This window comes from Reyranella sp. (assembly GCF_044224635.1).
In the GTDB taxonomy this organism is placed as follows: Bacteria; Pseudomonadota; Alphaproteobacteria; order Reyranellales; family Reyranellaceae; genus Reyranella.
This window is the reverse complement of the sequence record NZ_JBGAKA010000049.1, coordinates 1-17,552: the sequence shown is the minus strand read 5'-3', so window position 1 is coordinate 17,552 and position 17,552 is coordinate 1. Positions and strand designations below refer to the sequence as shown.

Sequence of the window (17,552 nt, the reverse complement as noted above, 5' to 3'; positions counted from 1 at the left end):
CCACCACCGACGCTCATGACCCCTCCGCCCCGTATGACGGGGCACCTCCCCAGCAGAGCTGGGGAGGGAACTGAGAAGAGCGCATCGCTACAAGATCGGCGGATGCTTGCTGTCGACGCCCGATGCCCGCTCCCACGCCCGCGCGACCTGCAGCACGGTCGCCTCGTCGAAATAACGGCCGGCGAACTGCACCGAGAGCGGCAGGCCGTCGGCCGACAGGCCGGCCATCATGGCGAGGGCGGGATGGCCGGTGACGTTGAACGGCGTGCGCGCCTGGCGCGGATAGGTGCGCTCGAGGTCGGCCGGGCGGTCGATGCGGCAGGCCGGGTCCATCGAGCTGGCGCACAATAGGACGTCGACCTCGCGCAGCACCGCCTCGACCTCGGCGATCATCCCGAGCCGGCGGCGGGCGGCGTGCGTGTAGTCGCCGGCGGTGAAGAAGGCGCCGGTCATGAGCTGGCGCCGCGACAGCTGGGCGTAGTCACCCGGCCGCTGCTGCAACCATTTCTCGTGTATGGCCCAGGCCTCGCTCTGCAGGATGACGCGATTGATGGCGCGGAACTCATCGAGCGACGGCAGCGTGACGTCGCGCACCTCCATGCCCTCGAGCTGCAGCGTGCGGGCGACGTGATCCAGCCCCGCCGTCACCTCGGGCTCGGCCGGCAGGTCGACCTCGTGGAAGTGACGGACGAAGCCAACGCGCAGGCCGCGCACCGGCCGCTCCAGCGCCGCCGCGTAGTGCCCATAAGGGACGGCGGCGCTGCCGGGATCGTGCGGATCGTGACCGGCCAGCGTCTCCAGCATCAGCGCGTTGTCCGTCACCGTCCGGGTCATCGGGCCGATGTGGTCGAGCGTGAAGGACAGCGGGAAGACGCCGCGGCGCGACACCAGCCCGTAGGTCGGCTTGAGGCCGACGATGCCGCAGCAGCTCGCCGGATTACGCACGCTGCCGCCGGTATCGGAGCCCAGCGCCATGGGAAACAGGCCGGCGGCGACGCCCGACCCCGAGCCCGACGACGAGCCGCCGGGATGGTGGTCGGTGTTCCACGGATTGCGGGCGGGCGGCCACGGCAGGTCGAAGCTTGGACCGCCGATGGCGAACTCGTGGGTCGACAGCTTGCCCATCACGATGGCGCCGGCGCCGCGCAGCTTGTGGACACAGACGGCGTCCGCCGTGGCGATGTTGCCGTCGAGGATCCTGGAATGGCAGGTTGTCGGCAAGCCGGCGACGTCGATGATGTCCTTGATGCCGACCGGCACGCCATGCAACGGCCCGCGCAGACGGCCGACCATCACCTCGGCCTCGGCCTGCCGCGCCGCCTGAAGGGCGGTCGAGCCATCATGGCGGATGAAGGCATTGAGCTTGGGATCGAGCTTGGCGATGCGCTCGATCAGCGCCTTGACCAGCTCGACCGGTGACAATTCTCTGGCCGCGATGGCCCGCGCGGCGTCCGAGGCAGTGAGCCAGTGCAGCTCGGCGACTGTACCGTCCCTCACAGGCCGCTCCCTGCGCGCATCGGCGGCCAGGGTTCCGCCCGGGGGTCGTCGCACTTCTTGACCTTGGCGACAGCGCTCTCGGCCTGCCTGGCCGCAACCGCCACATCTTCCGGGAATTCCGCCAGCGCCTTGGCGAGGCCGGCGCGTCGCGCCAGCATTTCGATCGTTGCCTTGTCCATACGCACTCTCCTCCGCCGGGCCGCAAGGTCAGCACGGTTCGTGCCCCACGTCCATTGGGTCCCACGTCCATTGGGCCCCACGTCCCCTGAGCCACGCCTCCATCGTTGCGTGCCCTCTGCACCGCCGCCTATAGACGATCCACGAAGCGATCCGAGGGAGCGGGGGCGTGGGAGCAGACCACACGATAGCAATCTTCGTGGCGGAGTTGATCCTGCTGCTCCTGGTCGGCCGCCTGATGGGCGAGGCGATGGCCCGCATCGGCCAGCCCGCCATCTTCGGCCAGCTGCTGGCCGGCGTCCTGCTCGGACCGTCGGTGTTCGGCGCCTTGCTGCCCGACCTTCATCACCTCGTCTTTCCCGAAACGCCGACCCTCAAGGCGATGATCAATGCGGTGTCGCAGGTCGGCATCATGCTGCTGCTGCTGCTGACCGGCATGGAGACCGACCTGTCGCAGATCAATCGCAAGCGCAGTGTCGTGGTCCTGGGCTCCCTGTTCGGCATCGCCGTCCCGTTCGCCTGCGGCGTGGCGCTCGCCTATGCCCTGCCGGCAGCGCTGATTCCATCCCAGGTCGAACGTCTGGTGACGGCGCTGTTCCTCGGCACGGCGCTGTCCATCTCGTCGGTCAAGATCGTCGCCATGGTTCTGATGGAGATCGGCGCCATACGGCGCGACCTGGGACAGCTCATCCTCGCCACCGCGATTCTCGACGACACGCTGGCCTGGATCATCATCGCCATCATCACCGGCATCGCCGCCGACGGCGTGGTCGACTTCCACGACGTCGGCACCAGCCTCGCCTTCACCGGCCTGTTTCTCGCGGCGAGCCTCATGATGGGACGCCGCCTGGTCGCGCGACTCATCCTGTGGTGCAACGACAACATGGCGATCGAGCTGCCGGTGATCACCGCCGCCCTGGTCGTCATGTTCGCCCTGGCGCTCACCACCGACCTGATCGGCGTGCACCTTGCGCTGGGCGCCTTCGTGGCGGGAATCCTGATCGGCCAATCGCCCTTCCTCACCGAGCACATCGAGACCCAGATCCGCGGGTTCATCATTGCCTTCTTCAGCCCGGTGTTCTTCGCCGTGGCCGGGTTGGGCATGGACCTGCGCACCTTGCTCGACCCGACGTTGGCGTTGTTCACGCTGGCGATCATCCTGGCCGCCAGTGTCGGCAAGTTCCTGGGCGCCTTGGCAGGCGGCCGCCTGGGCGGCCTCACGGTGGCCGAGTCCCTGGCCATGGCAACCGGCCTGAACGCCCGCGGATCGACCGAGGTCATCATTGCCAGCATCGGCCTGTCGATCGGTGCGCTCAGCAACCAGCTCTATACGATGATCGTCGCCATGGCGGTGGTGACGACCATGATCATGCCGCCGACGCTGCGCTGGATGATGGCGCGCGTACCGTTGCGCGACGAGGAGGTCAAGCGCCTGGATCGCGAGGAAGCCGAGCAACGGCAGAACCTGCCACGCATGGAGCGGGCGCTGGTCTATGTCGACAGCAGCCGCAACGGCGACATGACGGCGTCGCTCGCCGGCCAGTTCGCCGTGCGCCAGAACGTGCTGATGACCCTGCTCGAGGCGGCGCCCAACGGCGACGTGAAAGCCGGCGTCCACACGGGCCGCGACCGCCTGCAGGCGGCAGCCGCGAAGGCGCGGGTTCCGAATGGACACGCCACGGCGGGCGCCGGAACACAAGCCAACGGCAGGGAGGCAATCGGCCAACTCCTCCAGGCACGCAGCGTTGCCAACGGGGAGGCGCTGAAGAGCGAGATTGCCAAAGGATACGACATCGCCTTCGTCGGCATCGGCCAGCCGCTCACGGCGAACGCTCCGCGCTTCGAGGAACCGCTTCAGGGGCTGACATCCGAGTTCAAGGGGCCCATCGCCATCCTCGTCAATGGCGGCCGCCTGGCCTTCGAGCCGGACCGGCCCCTGGATATTCTCGTGCCGACCGGCGGACGCCCCGAGTCCGGGCTGGCGACCGAGGTCGCGCTGGCCCTGGCCGGCGCTTCCGGCGGCAGCCTGACCGTGCTCCATGTCTTCGATCCCCGCGTCGAGACGATGCTGGTGGGAGGACGATCCCGCCGCGCCGGCATGTCGCTGCTGGTCGATGCCCATCGTCTGGGCAAGCACAGCGGCGTTCCCGTCAAGGGGCTCACGGCCACCCACGAGCGTTTCGACGTCGAGATCCGGCATGCCGTGCGGCGCGGCCGCTACGACCTGGTCGTGCTCGGCGCCTCGTTGCGCCACGGCGACGCACGATTCGTCGGACCGGGCGTGCTGGGCCTGGTCCAATCGCTCCACGCTCCCGTCCTGGTGATCGCCCGCTGAACGGGTCCTCTCAGGTCAGGCGCTCGAGCTTGGTGATCTCCTGCGGCGGCAGCTCGGCGAGATAGAGGCTGCCGTCGGCGTCGCCCGAGAGGCCGTGCGCCCCGTTGATGGCGCCGCGACAGCGGCCGACCAGCCGGCCCTCGCGATCGAGCAGGCTGATGCGCGGGATCTGGTCGGTGACGAACACCATGTCGCGATCGTCCACCCAGATCTGCATCGGATGATAGAAATCGCCCCATTCGGCGAGGAAGGCGCCGTCGCGGTCGAACACCTGCACGCGATTGTTCTCGCGATCGCCGACCAGCACCTTGCCGAAACGGTCGACCCAGATGGCGTGCGGCGTGGTGAAGGCGCCCGGCCCCGTCCCGGGACCTCCCCAGGTCGCGATCAGCGTGCCGTCGGCAGTGAAGCGATGGACGCTCGAATTGCCGTAGCCGTCGGCGACATAGATCTCGCCGTCGGCCGCCTGCGCCGCAGCCGTCGGATGGTTGAATGGCGCATCGAGCGACGGCCAGTGGCGCTTGCCCAGCGCCTGGACGAGCCTGCCGGCGCGATCGAAGCGCAGGACCTGGTGGGCATCACGGTCGGCAACCAGAATGCAGTTGTCCGGGGCGCCATTGATGTAGTGCGGCTCGGCCAGCACGCCCTCGCCCCACGCACCGGCGAGGCGCCCGGTGCGATCGAACACCAGCACGGGCTGCTCGGCGCCGCGTTGGGCCACGTGCACCAGACCATCGGCATCGACCATGAGATCGGAGATGAAGCCGAAGCTTTGGCCGTCGGGCAGCTTCGCCCACTTGCGATGCACGGCATAGCGCCGGTCGCCCAGGATGACAGTGTAGCGTTCGTCGGACATGGCATCAGTTAGGCAGCACGGCCGCGGCGCGGCAAGCTATCATCGTCCTCCCCAGCGAAGCTGGGAAGGAGAACAACGGAGCCCCATGGCCGACGACGACCGCCTCGTGCTGCACGGCAGCTTCACCTCCAGCTCGACCTACAAGCCGATTCTGTTCCTGGCGCTGGCCGGGCTGCCCTTCTCCTTCCGCACGGTCAATCTCAAGAACGGCGTGCAGAAGGAGCCGGCGCACCTCGCAATCAACCGCTACGGCCAGGTTCCGGTGCTGCGGCACCGCGGGCTGACCCTGGTGATGTCCAACGTGATCCTCGACTACCTGGCGCGCACGACAGGACATTTCGAGGCGGCGACCGAGCAGGACCGCTGGCGGGCACGCGAATGGCTGGCCTGGGAGAACGACGCCATCGTCAACGTGGCGCGGGTTCGCCATTTCCATCGCTTCCGCAAGGTCGACCCCGCCGTCATGGATTTCTTCCTGCCCGGTGCCGAAGCCGCGCTGGACATGATCGACCGCAGCCTGGCGGGACGGCAGTGGCTGGCCGGCGAGACCTGCACGATCGCCGACATCGGCTGCTGGGGCCGCATGGTGTTCATGGCCGAGGGTGGAATGTCGCTCGACAACCGCCCGCACGCCCGCGCCTGGCGCGACCGGCTGATGGCCATGCCGGGCTTCGCGCTGCCCTACGATCTCATCCCCAAGAGGGACGCCGAGCTGCCGCCGATCGCCTGACTATCCGACGCGCAACAGTCGGAGCCGCGGGTCGAGCAGGTCGCGCAGCCCGTCGCCCAGCATGTTGAGGCCGAGCACGGCGAGCGCGATCGCGAGGCCCGGCCAGACGGCGAGCTCGGGCGCCTGGAACACGTAGGTCTGGGCGTCGCGCAGCATGCGGCCCCACGACGGAATCGGCGGCTGCGCGCCCAGCCCGAGATAGGAGAGACCGGCCTCGGCCAGAATGGCGACGGCGAACTGGATGGTCGCCTGCACGATCAGCACGCTGGCGATGTTGGGCATCACGTGGCGCAGAGTGATGCCGAGCGGTCCCTGCCCCATTGCCGTCGCCGCGCGGACGAAATCGCGTCCCCACATCGATAGCGCCGCGCCGCGCGTCACGCGGGCGAACACCGGCACGTTGAAGATGGCGATGGCGAGGATGGCGTTCTGCGCGCTGGCGCCCAGCACCGACGTGATCAGGATGGCGATCAGCACGGCGGGAAAGGCGAAGATCAGGTCGGACAGCCGCGACAGCGCCTCGTCGACCCAGCCGCCGCGCGCGGCGGCCCAGGCGCCGAGCGCCACGCCGCCGGTCATGCCGATGGCGACCGCGATCAGCCCGACCGTGATCGAGGTCTGCGCGCCCACCATGATGCGCGACAGCACATCGCGGCCGAGATGGTCGGTGCCCAGCGGATAAGCAGCCGACGCGGGCTGCAACTTCAGCCGCATCTGCAGGGCGTCGACCGGGTGCGGCGTCCAGAACACCGACACCAGCGCGGTGCCGACGAACAGCAGCAACAGCACGGCGCCGATCTGGAAGCCGACATGGCGGCCAGCGCGCGCGAGGAAGCCGCTCACGTGCGCACGCGTGGCCGTGGATCGAGCACGGCATAGGCGAGATCGACCAGCAGGTTGACCGACAGCACCAGGATGGTGAACAGCACGACAACGTTCTTGATCACGACAAGGTCGCGATTGTTGATCGAATCGTAGACCAGCTGGCCGATGCCGGGCAGGCGGAAGACGCTTTCGATGATGACGGCGCCGGCGATCAGGAATCCGGCGATCAGGCCGGCCACGGTGGTCACCGGCACCAGGGCATTGCGCAAGGCGTGGCGGAACAGGACCGTCCGTTCCGGCGCCCCCTTGGCACGCGCGGTGCGCACATAGTCCTCGCGCAAGGTGTCGAGCATCGAGGAACGGGTGACGCGCGTCAGAATGGCGATCTCGCCCAGCGACAGCGACAAGGCGGGCAGGATCAGGGAATGCAGCGACTTCAGAGGATCCTGCCTCCAGCCGGGGAAGCCGCCGGCGGGAAAGAACTGCCAGGTCACGGCGAACAGCAGCACCAGCACAATACCGAACCAGAAGTTCGGCACCGAGATGCCGATCTGGGTGAAGCCCATGACGCCCCAGTCGCCCGGCCGGCCATGTTTCCAGGCGGCGAACACGCCGAGTGGGATGGCGACCAGCACCGCCCATGACAGCGCCAGCGCGCCGAGCGGCAGGGTCACCAGCAGGCGATCGCCGATCAGCTTGGCGACCGAGGTACCGTAGGCGTGGCTGCTGCCGAGATCGAAGGTCAGCAGGCCGCCGATCCAGGTGACGTAGCGCAGGACCAGCGGCTGGTCGAACCCGTACTTGGCGCGCAAGGCCGCCAGCGTATCCGGCCGCGCGTCGGTGCCCAGCATGACCAGCGCCGGATCCCCCGGCAGCACCTCGACCACCGCGAACACCACGACCGTCGCCAGCACCAAGGTCACCAGCGCCGCGGCAAATCGCCGGGAGAGGAAGTCGATCACGACGCGCCCGCTCTAGTCATCTTCCTCTCCTCCCCAGCTTCGCTGGGGAGGTGTCCGCGTCTTCGCGGACGGAGGGGTCATGAGCCATGGGATTCGTCGGCCTTTGTAACTCATGACCCCTCCGTCGCCGCAAGACGGCGACACCTCCCCAGCAAAGCTGGGGAGGAGAAGATCAAGCGGGGAGGGCCCCTACTTCCAATGCACGCCCGTCAGGTCGACCTGCGGGGTCGGCGAGTTCTCCCACATGCCGACCAGGTCCTTGCGCCACACGCCGATCTTGGCGAGCTGGAAGAGGAAGCCGTTGACGGCGTCCTTGGCGATGATGCGCTGCGCCTCCTTGAGGAGCTCGTCGCGCTTGGCGAAGTCGGTGGCGGCGACGACCTCGCGCCACTTGGCCTTGAACTCGGGTGAGTTGTAGGCCCAGTAGTAGCCGTCGCGCGCATAGCGATCGAGATCGTTGGCCTCGGTGTGGGCGACGATGGTGAGATCGTAGTTGCGCTCCTTGAACACCTCGGAGAGCCATTGCGGCCATTGCAGCTGGCTGATCGCCACCTTGATGCCGATCTTGCCGAGCTGGCTCGCGATCACCTCGCCGGCGCGCTGCGCGTAGCCGACCGGCGGCAGCTTGAGGCTGGCCTCGAAGCCGTTGGGATAGCCCGCCTCGGCGAGCAGCGCCTTGGCCTTGGCGATGTCGAACGGATAGGTCCTGGTGAGATCGATGTAGGCCTTGTTGTGTGGCGCGAAGTGGCTGCCGATCGGCGTGCCGAAGCCCGATTCGGCCGAGATCAGCTCGTCGCGGTTGATGGCGTGGGCGATCGCTTGGCGCACCTTGGGATTGTCGAACGGCTTCTTGCCGTTGTTGGTCGCCAGGATGACCTCGCCCTCGGTCGTGCCGACGACCACCACGAAGCGCGGATCCTTGCGCAGGCGCTCGACCAGCTCGGGAGCCTGAAACGCGCCGAACGCGTCGACGTCGCCGGCCAGCAGGGCGCTCACCTGCGCCGACGGATCCTTGACGATCTTGAAGATCACCGTGTTGAGCTTGATCGAGGCCGGATCGCGCCAGGTCGGCGAGCGCACCAGGGTGATCGAATCGCCCTCCTTGCGCTCCTTGAACATGAACGGGCCGGTGCCGATCGGGTTCTTGTCGTTGGTCGCCGCCGACTTGGGATGCATGATGCCGGCATCGCCCAGCGACAGGCTGTAGAGCAGGAACGAGTTGGGCGACTTCAGTGTGATCTTGACGGTCGACGGATCGACCACCTCGACCTTGTCGATGTCGGTGTAGAGCGACTTCGCCGGGTTGGTCGAATCGGGCGCGAACAGCCGGTCGAGCGAGAATTTCACCACCGGGGCGTCCAGCGGTTCGCCGTCGTGGAACTTCACGCCCTGGCGCAGCTTGAAGACGTACTCCTTGCCGTCCTCGGAAATGCTCCAGCTCTCGGCGAGGCCGGGGCCGATGGCACCGGTGCGATCGATGCGGCCCAGGCTCTCGAAGATGCTGGGCGTCGTCACCTCGCGGATGGCGGCGGCAGCATTCTTGGTCGGATCGAGCAGCGGCGGCTCAAGCGACATGCCGATCACCAGCCGATCCTTGGCCTGCGCCCAGGCGGCGTCGCCCAGCACCGTCAGGGAGGCGAGCGTTGCCGAGGCGCCAAGAAGCCGACGACGGGACAGTGTAATCACGGAAGCCTCCGTTGCTTTGTCGAAGAGTTTATCAGCGGCGGCCGAAGACGTCCCGCCAGCCGCGCGCCGCGCCGAGCGTGCCGGCGTTGTAGACGCCGCGCGCCACCGCGCGGGCGAGGCAGTCGGCGGCGAGCGTGCCGAGCTCGGCCAGCGCCAGCGGATCGCCCGCCAGCTGGCACTTTCCGGTGGCGATCGAGAAGACCGTGTCGCCGTCCTGCGGCGTATGGACCGGGCGGATCGAGCGCGCCAGGCCGTCCTGCGCCATCACCGCCAGCCGTTCGGCCGACGCCTTGTCGAGCCGCGCATTGGTCGCCACGACGGCGATGGTGGTGTTGGCGCGCGGATCGCTGCGGGCGACGTCGGCCGGATCGTGCGTCAGGTCAGCGCGATCGTGCGAGACCGGCAGGCCGAGACCGCGCGGCGGCGGCGGCAGGCCGCCGAATTCGGCGTCCTGCTCGATCGGCCAAGCCCAGAATTGCGCCATGTCTGCCATGGTCGTGTAGCCCCGCGCATTGACCGCGACCAGCGCGCCGACCTGCAGGCCGCTCGCCGGGTCGACGGCAGACGCGCTGCCCAGCCCACCCTTGAGGTTGCCGGCCTTGGCGCCCAGCCCGGCGCCGGCATTGCCGAGCCTGAAGTCCCGACTGGCATTGCCCGTCGCGACATAGGCAAGATCGCGATAAGGCGGCCAATCCCAACCCTTGTCGCCGCCGTTCAGCAGATCGAACAGGATCGCCGTCGGCACGATCGGCACGACGACATCGGCGATGGCGACGCCGCGGCCACGCTCGCGCAGCCAGCGCATCACGCCGTCGGCCGACGACAGGCCGAACGCCGAGCCGCCGCTGAGGCAGATCGCGTCGATGCGATCGACCCGGCACGACGGATCGAGCAGGTCGGTGTCGCGCGTGCCCGGCGCGCCGCCGCGCACGTCGACCGACGCCATCGACGGCTGCTCGCACAACACCACGCTGACGCCGGAGCGCACGCGCTGATCCTCTGCGTTGCCGACCAGGATGCCGTCGACGTCGGTGATGAGATTGCGCGGGCCGGAACGCAGCATGGCTCAATCGAGCTGCAGGGTGAGCGCCTTGAGATAAGCCGACTCAGGCAACGCGGGATGAACCGGATGATCGACCGCCGCACCCGAGCTCAACAGGATGCGACCGCTGCGCTCGGCGTCGCGCAGACCGCGACGTACCTGCTCGGCGAACAGCGGCGGATCGACCAGATGCGAGCACGAGGCGACGAACAGGAAGCCGCCCCTGGCGACCGATGGGGCCGCCAGCCGCACCAACTTGCGATAGCCCTGCGCACCGCTCTTGAGATCCTTGCGGCTCTTCACGAAGGCCGGCGGATCGCAGATCACCACCTCGAAGCTGCGCGCCTGCTGGGCCTCCAGGGCATCGAACGCATCGCCCTTCTGGAACGCCACGGTCTCCGCCACGTCGTTCAGGCCGGCGGCTGCCTTGGCGGCATCGAGCGCAGACTGCGAGCGATCGACGCAAACCACCGAGCGCGCCCCCCGTTTGGCGGCCAGCACGCCGAAGCCGCCGCTGTAGCTGTAGACGTCGAGCACGCGTCCGCCCGAGGCGAGTCCCGCGACGAAGCGGCGGTTGTCGCGCTGGTCGTAGAACCAGCCGGTCTTCTGGCCACCCGACAGATCGGCGACGAAGCGCGCGTCGTTCTCGATCAGCTCGACGGTGCCGGAGGCGTCGCCCTTGGCGACCGATATGTCGCGCTTCAGGCCTTCGAGCTCGCGCACCGGCGAATCGTTCTTGAGCACGATCGTGCGTGGCGCCAGCTCGGCCTCCAGCGCCTCGAGCAGCACGGGCGTCAGCGCCTCCATGCCGGCGGTGTTCACCTGGACAACCAGCGCATCGCCGAAGCGGTCGACGATCACGCCTGGCAAACCGTCGGCTTCGGCATGGATCAGGCGATAGTACGGCACGCCGATCAGGCGATCGCGCAGGGCGACGGCCTGGGCGAGCCGCCGGCCGAGGAACAGCGCATCGACCGCGGCTTCCGGATTGGTCGTGAGCACGCGCGCGGCGATCAGCGAATGCGGATTGAACGTCACCAGCCCCAGCGCCTCACCACCCGGTGCGCGCAGCACGGCGAGCGTGCCCGACGGCAGGGCCCGGGTCTCCGCATCCATCAGGATCTCGTTGGAGAACACCCAAGGATGCCCGGCGCGCACGCGGCGATCCTCGCCGGCGCGGAGCAGCACGCTGGGCCTTTTCTTCTGTGACAACGACCTACTCTCCTTTTGCCGCGCCATCGCGCCGGGGATCGGCGGCACCCTCCCAGCCGTCGTCCCTCCGACGCACGCCGGATAATCCACCTTCGTGCGGGCGGACTTGTACCCGATGACCCAGCGCGCGCAAGGCGTCGGCATGGCCGGAAATGGGTGTTTCGGCCTCGATCTCGGTGGCCCCGTTGAGATTGATGACGCGCGGCAGGGCGACCGCCTGCTGCAGCGACAGGTTCCAGTCGAGCAGCCCGATCACCGTCTGCAGCGTATCGCCGATGATCCGTGCGCCGCCGGCCGAGCCGAGCGCGGCCAGCAGCTTGCGATCGCCGTCGAAGACGAAGGTCGGCGACATCGACGAACGCGGCCGCTTGCCGGGCTGGACCCGGTTGGCGACCGCATGGCCGGCGATCTCGGGCCGCGCCGCGAAGTCGGTGAGCTCGTTGTTCAGGATGAAGCCGCGCACCATCATCCGGGCCCCGAACGGCGCCTCGATCGTCGTCGTGAAGGTGACGGCATTGCCCCAGCGGTCGACGATGCTGACATGGCTGGTGCCGCGCTCGACATAGCCCGGCGGAACGCCCGGCTCGATGTCGCCCATGCTGCGGTCGAGCGACATCAGCTTGCGGCGCTGGTCGAGATAGGCCTCCGACAGCAGGCCGGCCACCGGAACGGCGACAAAGGCGGGATCGCCGACGTAGCGCGCACGATCGGCGAAGGCGAGACGGCTCGCCTCGGCGACGAGATGCAGGGCACGCACGCTGTCGGGCGAGTCGTTCCAGATCCTGAAGGGCTCGATCAGCTTCAGGATCTGCAGGAGGGCAATGCCGCCGGACGACGGCGGCGGCATGCTGCAGACGGTCCAGACGCGGTACGGCCCGCACAGCACGTCGCGCTTGACCGGCTGATAGGTCGACAGATCGCTGAGCGCCAGGGTCCCCGGCCTGACATGGCTCTGCACGCGTTCGACGATCTCGCGGGCGATGTCGCCTTCGTAGAGAACGCGCGGACCCTGGTCGGCGATCAACTGCATGGTGTCGGCGAGTGCGGGATTGGTCACCTGCTCGCCGAGCCGCTTGGGCGTGCCGTCGGCATTGAAGAAGACCGCGCGGATGCCCGGCTCGTCCCTGAGCCGCGGCATGCGGCCGAGCCACAGCACCAGCCGCGGCGGCGCCGGGAAACCTGTGCGCGCGGTCTCGATGGCCGGCTGAAAAAGCGCGCGCCAAGCGAGCTTGCCCTGCTCCCTGTGCGCGAGCTCGAGCATCGCCAGCAGCCCCGGCACGCCGACCGAAATGCCCGACGCCACGGCGTCGGCGAAATCGAGCGGCCTGCCGTCGGCCGTGAGGAACATCGTCGGCGTGGCGCCGGCCGGCGCAGTCTCGCGGCCGTCATAGACGGTGACGGTGCCGCTCGCGGCATCGTAATGCAGCAGAAAGCCGCCGCCGCCGATCCCCGAGGCGTGCGGCTCGACCACGCCCAGCACCATCTGCACGGCGATCGCCGCGTCGACCGCGGTGCCGCCGCGACGCAGCATCTCGAGGCCCGCCTCGACGGCGAGCGGATGGGCCGCCGCCACCATCGCCTGCGGCGCCGCAAGGCCTGCCGGGACCCGCCAGACGGCGAGCAGCAGGACAACGACGCTGAGCAGGCGCCGGATCATGCGCGGCGCGCGACGATGAACAGCCGACGGAACGGAAACAGCGTGATGCCGTCGGGCCGCGTCGGATAGGCCTCGGCGAGCAGCTTGCAGTAGGTCTCGTAGAAGCCGGCGCGTTCGCTTTCGTCGAGCACCGCCATATAGGGACGCAAGCCGGTGCCGGCCGTGTACTGCGCCACCGGATCCTTGCCGGTGAGCGTCTGCTGGTAGATCGTCTCCCAGACCTCCAGGTCCGAGCACAAGGGCTTCAGCGCATCGTAGTAGCGCGCCGGATCGTGCACCGAACGGATGCCCTTCACCTGCTCGATCTTGTCGCGCCACGGGCCAGCCTTGGCCGCCACGTGCATCAGGGCGTGCGACGGTGCCTCGTGGTTGCGCGGCATCTGGATGGCGAGCTGGCCGCCCGACGGCAGCAGCTTCACCAGGCCCGGGAAGTAGTCGAGATGACCTTCGACCCACTGGTACGCCGCGTTGCTGTAGAGGATCGAGGGCGGCAGGCTGGGCTCGAAGCGCGTCAGATCGCCGGTGCTGAAGCTGATGCGCGGATCGGCGTTCTGGCTGCGTGCCTTGGCCAGCATGTCCTCCGACGAATCGATGCCGATCACCGGCGCCTGCGGAAAGCGCTCGGCGAGGATGCGGGTGATGTTGCCGGCGCCGCAACCGAGATCGTAGATCGCATGACCCGGCCGGACGGCGTTGACCGGATCGAGCCGGCCCATCAGGTCGAGCGCCGGCCGCATGCGGCTGTCGGCGAACTTGAGATAGAGATTGGCGTCCCAGGCGGGCGATTTGAAATCGTTCACGTCATTGCTCCTCGAACGCCGCATCGACCGGGACGCGATAGGCGGTGGCGATCTTGTTGCCCTTCTGCGCCGCCAGCACCACGGCCATGAGCTCCTCGTGCATCTCCTCGCTCATGCCCTTGCGGCGCGCCATGGTGCCGTGCGAGGCGATGCAGTAGTCGCACTGGTTGGTGATGCTGACCGCCAGATAGATCAGCTCCTTGGTCAGCGGATCGAGCTTGCCCGGCGCAAACGCCGCCTTCATCTCGGCAGCGAACTGCTCCATCACCGCGGGATGGCGCGCCAGCGCCTTCCAGACATTGTTGATGGCCGACGGATCGATCGCGCGCGCCGTCGCGATGCCGTCGACGACCGCCTTGGCGCGCGGGCTCATGTCCTTGTACTCGGTAAGCTTGGCCATCGAACGCTCCTCTTAATCCTCCTCCCCAGCTTCTTAATCCTCCTCCCCAGCTTCGCTGGGGAGGTGTCGCCGTCATACGGCGACGGAGGGGTCATGAGTCCCAGTCCTGTTGCTCATGACCCCTCCGTCCGCGAAGACGCGGACACCTCCCCAGCGAAGCTGGGGAGGAGAATGATCTAGTACATATGCTGGCCGCCGTTGATCGACAGCGTCGAGCCGGTGATGAAGCCGGCGTCGTCGGCGATCAGGAACATCACGCCGCGGGCGATCTCGTCGGCCTTGCCGAGGCGGCCGACCGGGATCTTGGCGACGATCTTCTCGAGCACGTTGGCCGGCACAGCGGCCACCATGTCGGTCTCGGTATAGCCCGGCGCGATGGCGTTGACTGTGATGCCCTTGGCGGCGCCTTCCTGCGCCAGCGCCTTGGTGAAGCCGTGGATGCCCGACTTGGCCGCAGCGTAGTTGACCTGGCCGTACTGCCCGCCCTGGCCGTTGATCGAGCCGATATTGACGATACGGCCGAAGCCGCGGGTGTTCATGCCCTCCCACACCGCCTTCGACATGTTGAAGCAGGAGCCGAGATTGGTGTCGATCACGGCATCCCACATGTCGCGGGTCAGGCGGCGCATCGTCGAATCGCGGGTGATGCCGGCATTGTTGACCAGGACATCGACCGGCCCGAGATCCTTCTCGATCTGGGCAATCACCGACTGGCAGGCGGCGAAATCGGAAACGTCGAACTTGTAGACGCCGATCCCGGTCTCCGCCTTGAACTTCTGGGCGGCCGCGTCATTGCCGGCGTAGGTGGCGGCCACCTTATAGCCCTTGTCCTTCAGCATGCGCGATACGGCAGCGCCTATGCCTCGGGTACCGCCCGTCACAACAGCAACACGTCCGGCCATGATGTCCTCCCATCGGTTTGCCATGCAGCCGCTTACTCTATCCGGTTCTGTGGGGTCGCGGGCAAGCGCGACGAATTCGCCGGCGATGGCGGATAACGAGCGGCTGAGCGGCGGTCATAGAACCGTCGCCATGAAGCCCTTTACTGCTCTGCTCGGCGCCGCCGCCGGAACCCATGCCACCGACCAGCTGGCGCTCGCCACCCTTCCGCTGACCGCAACCCTCGTGCTCGGCGCCGGGCCCGACCTGCTCGGCCTGCTGGTCGCCTGCCAAAGTGCAGCTTGGCTGCTGATCTCCCTGCCAGCCGGCGCCTGGATCGACCGCGCGCCGCGCCGCACCCTGCTGATCGTCGGCCTGAGCCTCGGCCTCGCCGCCTCGATCGTTGCCGTGATCGCGGCGGCCGCCGACCTTTCGATCCTGCTCGGCTTGGCCGCCTTCGCCGGTGCCGCAGGAACGGTCGTCTACGCTCTCACCTCGGTTTCGCTGCTGCCCAGCCTGGTGCCGCCGGCCGACCTGGCGCGCTCCAATGCGCGACTGGAGCTGGCCCGCGCCATCGTGAGCCTCGCCGCACCGTTCGCATCGGGCCTGCTGGCCCAGCTCCTGTCGCCGACCTGGGGCTACGGGCTGGCGGCGCTCGGGGCCGGCTTGGCGCTCGCCTGCATCCTCGCCCTGCCCAAGGCGCCGGCGCCGCAATCCGCTTCGGATCGGGCGTCGTTCGCCGCCGCCATCGAGGCCGGCGCCCGCTTCGTCGTGCGCCACCAGCTGCTGCGCGGCATCAGCCTGTGCGCGATCTTCTGGAACTTCGCCTTCTTCGCCCTGCTCGCGATCTGGGCGCCGCTGGCGCTCGGGCCGCTCGGGCTCGATCCGGCCAGCATGGGGCTGGCGCAATCGGCCTATGGCGCCGGCCTGATCCTGGGAGCGGTGGCAGCGCCGCTCGCCGCGCGCCGGCTGCCGCCGCTCGTCATCCTGATCTTCGGTCCGGCGATCTCCGTGGTTGCTGCCTGCAATTTCCTGGTCGCGCCGGCGGGTCATGGCTTCGCCCTGGCGGCCGCCGGCCATTTCCTGGTCGGGTTCGGCCCGATGATGTGGCTGATCTGCCAGACCACGGTGCGTCAGCTGGTGACGCCGGCGCCGCTTCTGGGGCGCGTCAACGCGACGGTTCAGACGGTCATCTACGGCGTCCGGCCGCTGGGGGCGCTGGCCGGCGGGCTGATCGCGGCGCAGGCCGGATGGCAGGCCGCCCTCCTGCTGATCGCCGTGTCGTTCCTGCTGTCGACCCTGGTCATCCTGCTGTCGCCGCTCGCGCGCTTGCGCGCCTTGCCGCAAGCAGCTTGCGCCTGAACGCGAATCAGCCGACTTTGCGCCCCGGAGGTCGGGGATGAAGAAGTTTCTGGTTGTCGCAGCGCTCGCCATGCTTACCGGATGCGCTTCGGGGCAATCGACGTGGTGGCAGGCTTACGGCTCGAACTTTCCGCAAGCCAATCCGGGGGAATCTGCGGTCTATCTGGTGCGCGGCCCGGCGCCGGCCGATGCGCCGCCGATCAACATCACCATGGGCCAACAGGCGCTCGGTGGCTTGCCCGCCTCGAGCTGGATGCGCCTCAACCTCCGCCCCAGGCTCTACGACATGCGGGCCTACGGCACGCAGGCCAACACCGAGCTCATCATCACCGTCGATCCCGGCCAGACGCGCTTCTTCGAGGTCGTCACCGCGGAGGCAGGCAGCGCCCGCCTCATGGAAGTCTCGCCCTACCAGGGCAGGCGACTGGTCAACCAGGGCCAGCAGGCGCCGATGCTGCCATGACCGACGCGCCGCGTCCGCCGCTGCCTCCGTTCACGCCCGAGATGGCGGCGGCCAAGGCGCGTGCTGCCGAAGACGCCTGGAACAGCCGTGATCCCGAGCGCGTGTCGCTCGCCTATACCGCCGACAGCGTGTGGCGCAACCGCGCCGAGTTCTTGCACGGCCGCGATGCGATCAGGGCATTCCTCACGCGCAAGTGGGCCAAGGAGCTCGACTACCGCCTGATCAAGGAGCTGTGGCCTGCGACGGCAACCGCATCGCCGTGCGCTTCGCCTACGAATGGCACGACGATTCGGCCAACTGGTTCCGGTCCTACGGCAACGAGAACTGGGAATTCGACGAGCGCGGCCTGATGCGCCGGCGCCTCGCCTCGATCAACGACCTGTCGATCGCGGCGACAGATCGCAAGTTCCATTGGCCTGCCCCAGGTCCGAGGCCGGCGGATCATCCCGGTCTCACCGAGCTTGGTCTCTGAGCCTTCTGTCGTCCTGAGCGGAGCGAAGGACCTCATCGCCGCCTGCTACAGTGTACTTTGACACTCCCGGCGATGAGATCCTTCGCTGCGCTCAGGATGACAAGACGGGCGTGCCTGGGCCTACCTGCGCTGCCCTACCGCGAACTCACAAACGAAAGATCCCTCGCTGCGCTCGGGATGACAGTAGTTCTGTCATC

16 protein-coding genes and 1 pseudogene are annotated in these 17,552 nt (G+C 68.3%); 5 read left to right on the top strand and 12 right to left on the bottom strand.

Going from position 1 to position 17,552, the window contains the following annotated elements:
* Nucleotides 1-87: 87 nt before the first annotated feature.
* Nucleotides 88-1,497, bottom strand: a complete 1,410-nt coding sequence (locus ACILR9_RS30480; protein ID WP_395713746.1) for an amidase — start codon at nt 1,495-1,497, stop codon at nt 88-90.
* Entirely contained in the window at nt 1,494-1,676 is a 183-nt protein-coding gene (locus ACILR9_RS30475; protein ID WP_395713745.1) for a hypothetical protein, read from the bottom strand. Before ACILR9_RS30475 ends, ACILR9_RS30480 begins: the two co-directional genes overlap by 4 nt.
* 167 nt (nt 1,677-1,843) lie before the next feature.
* On the opposite strand from ACILR9_RS30475, the gene ACILR9_RS30470 reads away from it, so the two are divergent.
* Complete coding sequence (locus ACILR9_RS30470) at nt 1,844-4,009, top strand: cation:proton antiporter (RefSeq protein WP_395713744.1); 2,166 nt, start codon at nt 1,844-1,846, stop codon at nt 4,007-4,009.
* A 10-nt stretch (nt 4,010-4,019) separates the two neighbouring features.
* Here ACILR9_RS30470 and ACILR9_RS30465 read toward each other — a convergent pair whose 3' ends face one another.
* Entirely contained in the window at nt 4,020-4,865 is an 846-nt protein-coding gene (locus ACILR9_RS30465; RefSeq protein ID WP_395713743.1) for a 6-bladed beta-propeller, read from the bottom strand.
* A gap of 85 nt (nt 4,866-4,950) precedes the next feature.
* On the opposite strand from ACILR9_RS30465, the gene ACILR9_RS30460 reads away from it, so the two are divergent.
* The gene (locus tag ACILR9_RS30460; protein ID WP_395713742.1) at nt 4,951-5,595 is read left to right on the top strand and encodes a glutathione S-transferase family protein; all 645 of its coding nucleotides are present in this window, start codon (nt 4,951-4,953) and stop codon (nt 5,593-5,595) included.
* Here ACILR9_RS30460 and ACILR9_RS30455 read toward each other — a convergent pair whose 3' ends face one another.
* The 9 genes from ACILR9_RS30455 to phbB all read right to left on the bottom strand — a co-directional run bounded on the left by ACILR9_RS30455 (nt 5,596) and on the right by phbB (nt 15,081).
* Nucleotides 5,596-6,438: an ABC transporter permease gene (locus ACILR9_RS30455; RefSeq protein ID WP_395713741.1), complete on the bottom strand. Its 843-nt coding sequence runs from the start codon at nt 6,436-6,438 to the stop codon at nt 5,596-5,598.
* On the bottom strand, nt 6,435-7,382 hold the full coding sequence (locus ACILR9_RS30450) for an ABC transporter permease (protein ID WP_395713740.1): 948 nt from the start codon (nt 7,380-7,382) through the stop codon (nt 6,435-6,437). The genes ACILR9_RS30455 and ACILR9_RS30450 overlap by 4 nt, the downstream gene beginning before the upstream one ends.
* Before the next feature lie 189 nt (nt 7,383-7,571).
* Entirely contained in the window at nt 7,572-9,068 is a 1,497-nt protein-coding gene (locus ACILR9_RS30445; protein ID WP_395713739.1) for an ABC transporter substrate-binding protein, read from the bottom strand.
* A gap of 31 nt (nt 9,069-9,099) precedes the next feature.
* Nucleotides 9,100-10,131: a P1 family peptidase gene (locus ACILR9_RS30440; protein ID WP_395713738.1), complete on the bottom strand. Its 1,032-nt coding sequence runs from the start codon at nt 10,129-10,131 to the stop codon at nt 9,100-9,102.
* A 3-nt stretch (nt 10,132-10,134) separates the two neighbouring features.
* Nucleotides 10,135-11,322: a class I SAM-dependent rRNA methyltransferase gene (locus ACILR9_RS30435; RefSeq protein ID WP_395713737.1), complete on the bottom strand. Its 1,188-nt coding sequence runs from the start codon at nt 11,320-11,322 to the stop codon at nt 10,135-10,137.
* 4 nt (nt 11,323-11,326) lie between these two features.
* On the bottom strand, nt 11,327-12,979 hold the full coding sequence (gene ggt, locus ACILR9_RS30430; RefSeq protein ID WP_395713736.1) for a gamma-glutamyltransferase: 1,653 nt from the start codon (nt 12,977-12,979) through the stop codon (nt 11,327-11,329).
* On the bottom strand, nt 12,976-13,779 hold the full coding sequence (locus ACILR9_RS30425) for a methyltransferase domain-containing protein (protein WP_395713735.1): 804 nt from the start codon (nt 13,777-13,779) through the stop codon (nt 12,976-12,978). Before ACILR9_RS30425 ends, ggt begins: the two co-directional genes overlap by 4 nt.
* Nucleotide 13,780: 1 nt before the next feature.
* Nucleotides 13,781-14,179, bottom strand: a complete 399-nt coding sequence (locus tag ACILR9_RS30420; protein ID WP_395713734.1) for a carboxymuconolactone decarboxylase family protein — start codon at nt 14,177-14,179, stop codon at nt 13,781-13,783.
* A gap of 176 nt (nt 14,180-14,355) precedes the next feature.
* A complete protein-coding gene (phbB, locus tag ACILR9_RS30415) occupies nt 14,356-15,081 on the bottom strand; it encodes an acetoacetyl-CoA reductase (RefSeq protein WP_395713733.1) in 726 nt (241 codons plus the stop codon).
* 130 nt (nt 15,082-15,211) lie between these two features.
* Here phbB and ACILR9_RS30410 point away from each other — a divergent pair, with 130 nt between their 5' ends.
* The 3 genes and pseudogenes from ACILR9_RS30410 (at nt 15,212) to ACILR9_RS30400 (ending at nt 17,355) form a co-directional block, all read left to right on the top strand.
* A complete protein-coding gene (locus ACILR9_RS30410) occupies nt 15,212-16,420 on the top strand; it encodes an MFS transporter (protein WP_395713732.1) in 1,209 nt (402 codons plus the stop codon).
* Nucleotides 16,421-16,457: 37 nt separating this feature from the next.
* Nucleotides 16,458-16,883: a hypothetical protein gene (locus tag ACILR9_RS30405; protein WP_395713731.1), complete on the top strand. Its 426-nt coding sequence runs from the start codon at nt 16,458-16,460 to the stop codon at nt 16,881-16,883.
* A pseudogene (locus ACILR9_RS30400) lies at nt 16,880-17,355 on the top strand (DUF1348 family protein). Before ACILR9_RS30405 ends, ACILR9_RS30400 begins: the two are co-directional and overlap by 4 nt.
* Nucleotides 17,356-17,552: the final 197 nt, after the last annotated feature.

Coding starts and splice junctions, on each gene's coding strand:
- ACILR9_RS30475 (WP_395713745.1), bottom strand. CDS start 1,676: ATGGACAAGGCAACGATCGAAATGCTGGCGCGACGCGCCGGCCTCGCC.
- ACILR9_RS30465 (WP_395713743.1), bottom strand. CDS start 4,865: ATGTCCGACGAACGCTACACTGTCATCCTGGGCGACCGGCGCTATGCC.
- ACILR9_RS30460 (WP_395713742.1), top strand. CDS start 4,951: ATGGCCGACGACGACCGCCTCGTGCTGCACGGCAGCTTCACCTCCAGC.
- ACILR9_RS30440 (WP_395713738.1), bottom strand. CDS start 10,131: ATGCTGCGTTCCGGCCCGCGCAATCTCATCACCGACGTCGACGGCATC.
- ggt (WP_395713736.1), bottom strand. CDS start 12,979: ATGATCCGGCGCCTGCTCAGCGTCGTTGTCCTGCTGCTCGCCGTCTGG.
- ACILR9_RS30420 (WP_395713734.1), bottom strand. CDS start 14,179: ATGGCCAAGCTTACCGAGTACAAGGACATGAGCCCGCGCGCCAAGGCG.
- phbB (WP_395713733.1), bottom strand. CDS start 15,081: ATGGCCGGACGTGTTGCTGTTGTGACGGGCGGTACCCGAGGCATAGGC.
- ACILR9_RS30410 (WP_395713732.1), top strand. CDS start 15,212: ATGAAGCCCTTTACTGCTCTGCTCGGCGCCGCCGCCGGAACCCATGCC.
- ACILR9_RS30405 (WP_395713731.1), top strand. CDS start 16,458: ATGAAGAAGTTTCTGGTTGTCGCAGCGCTCGCCATGCTTACCGGATGC.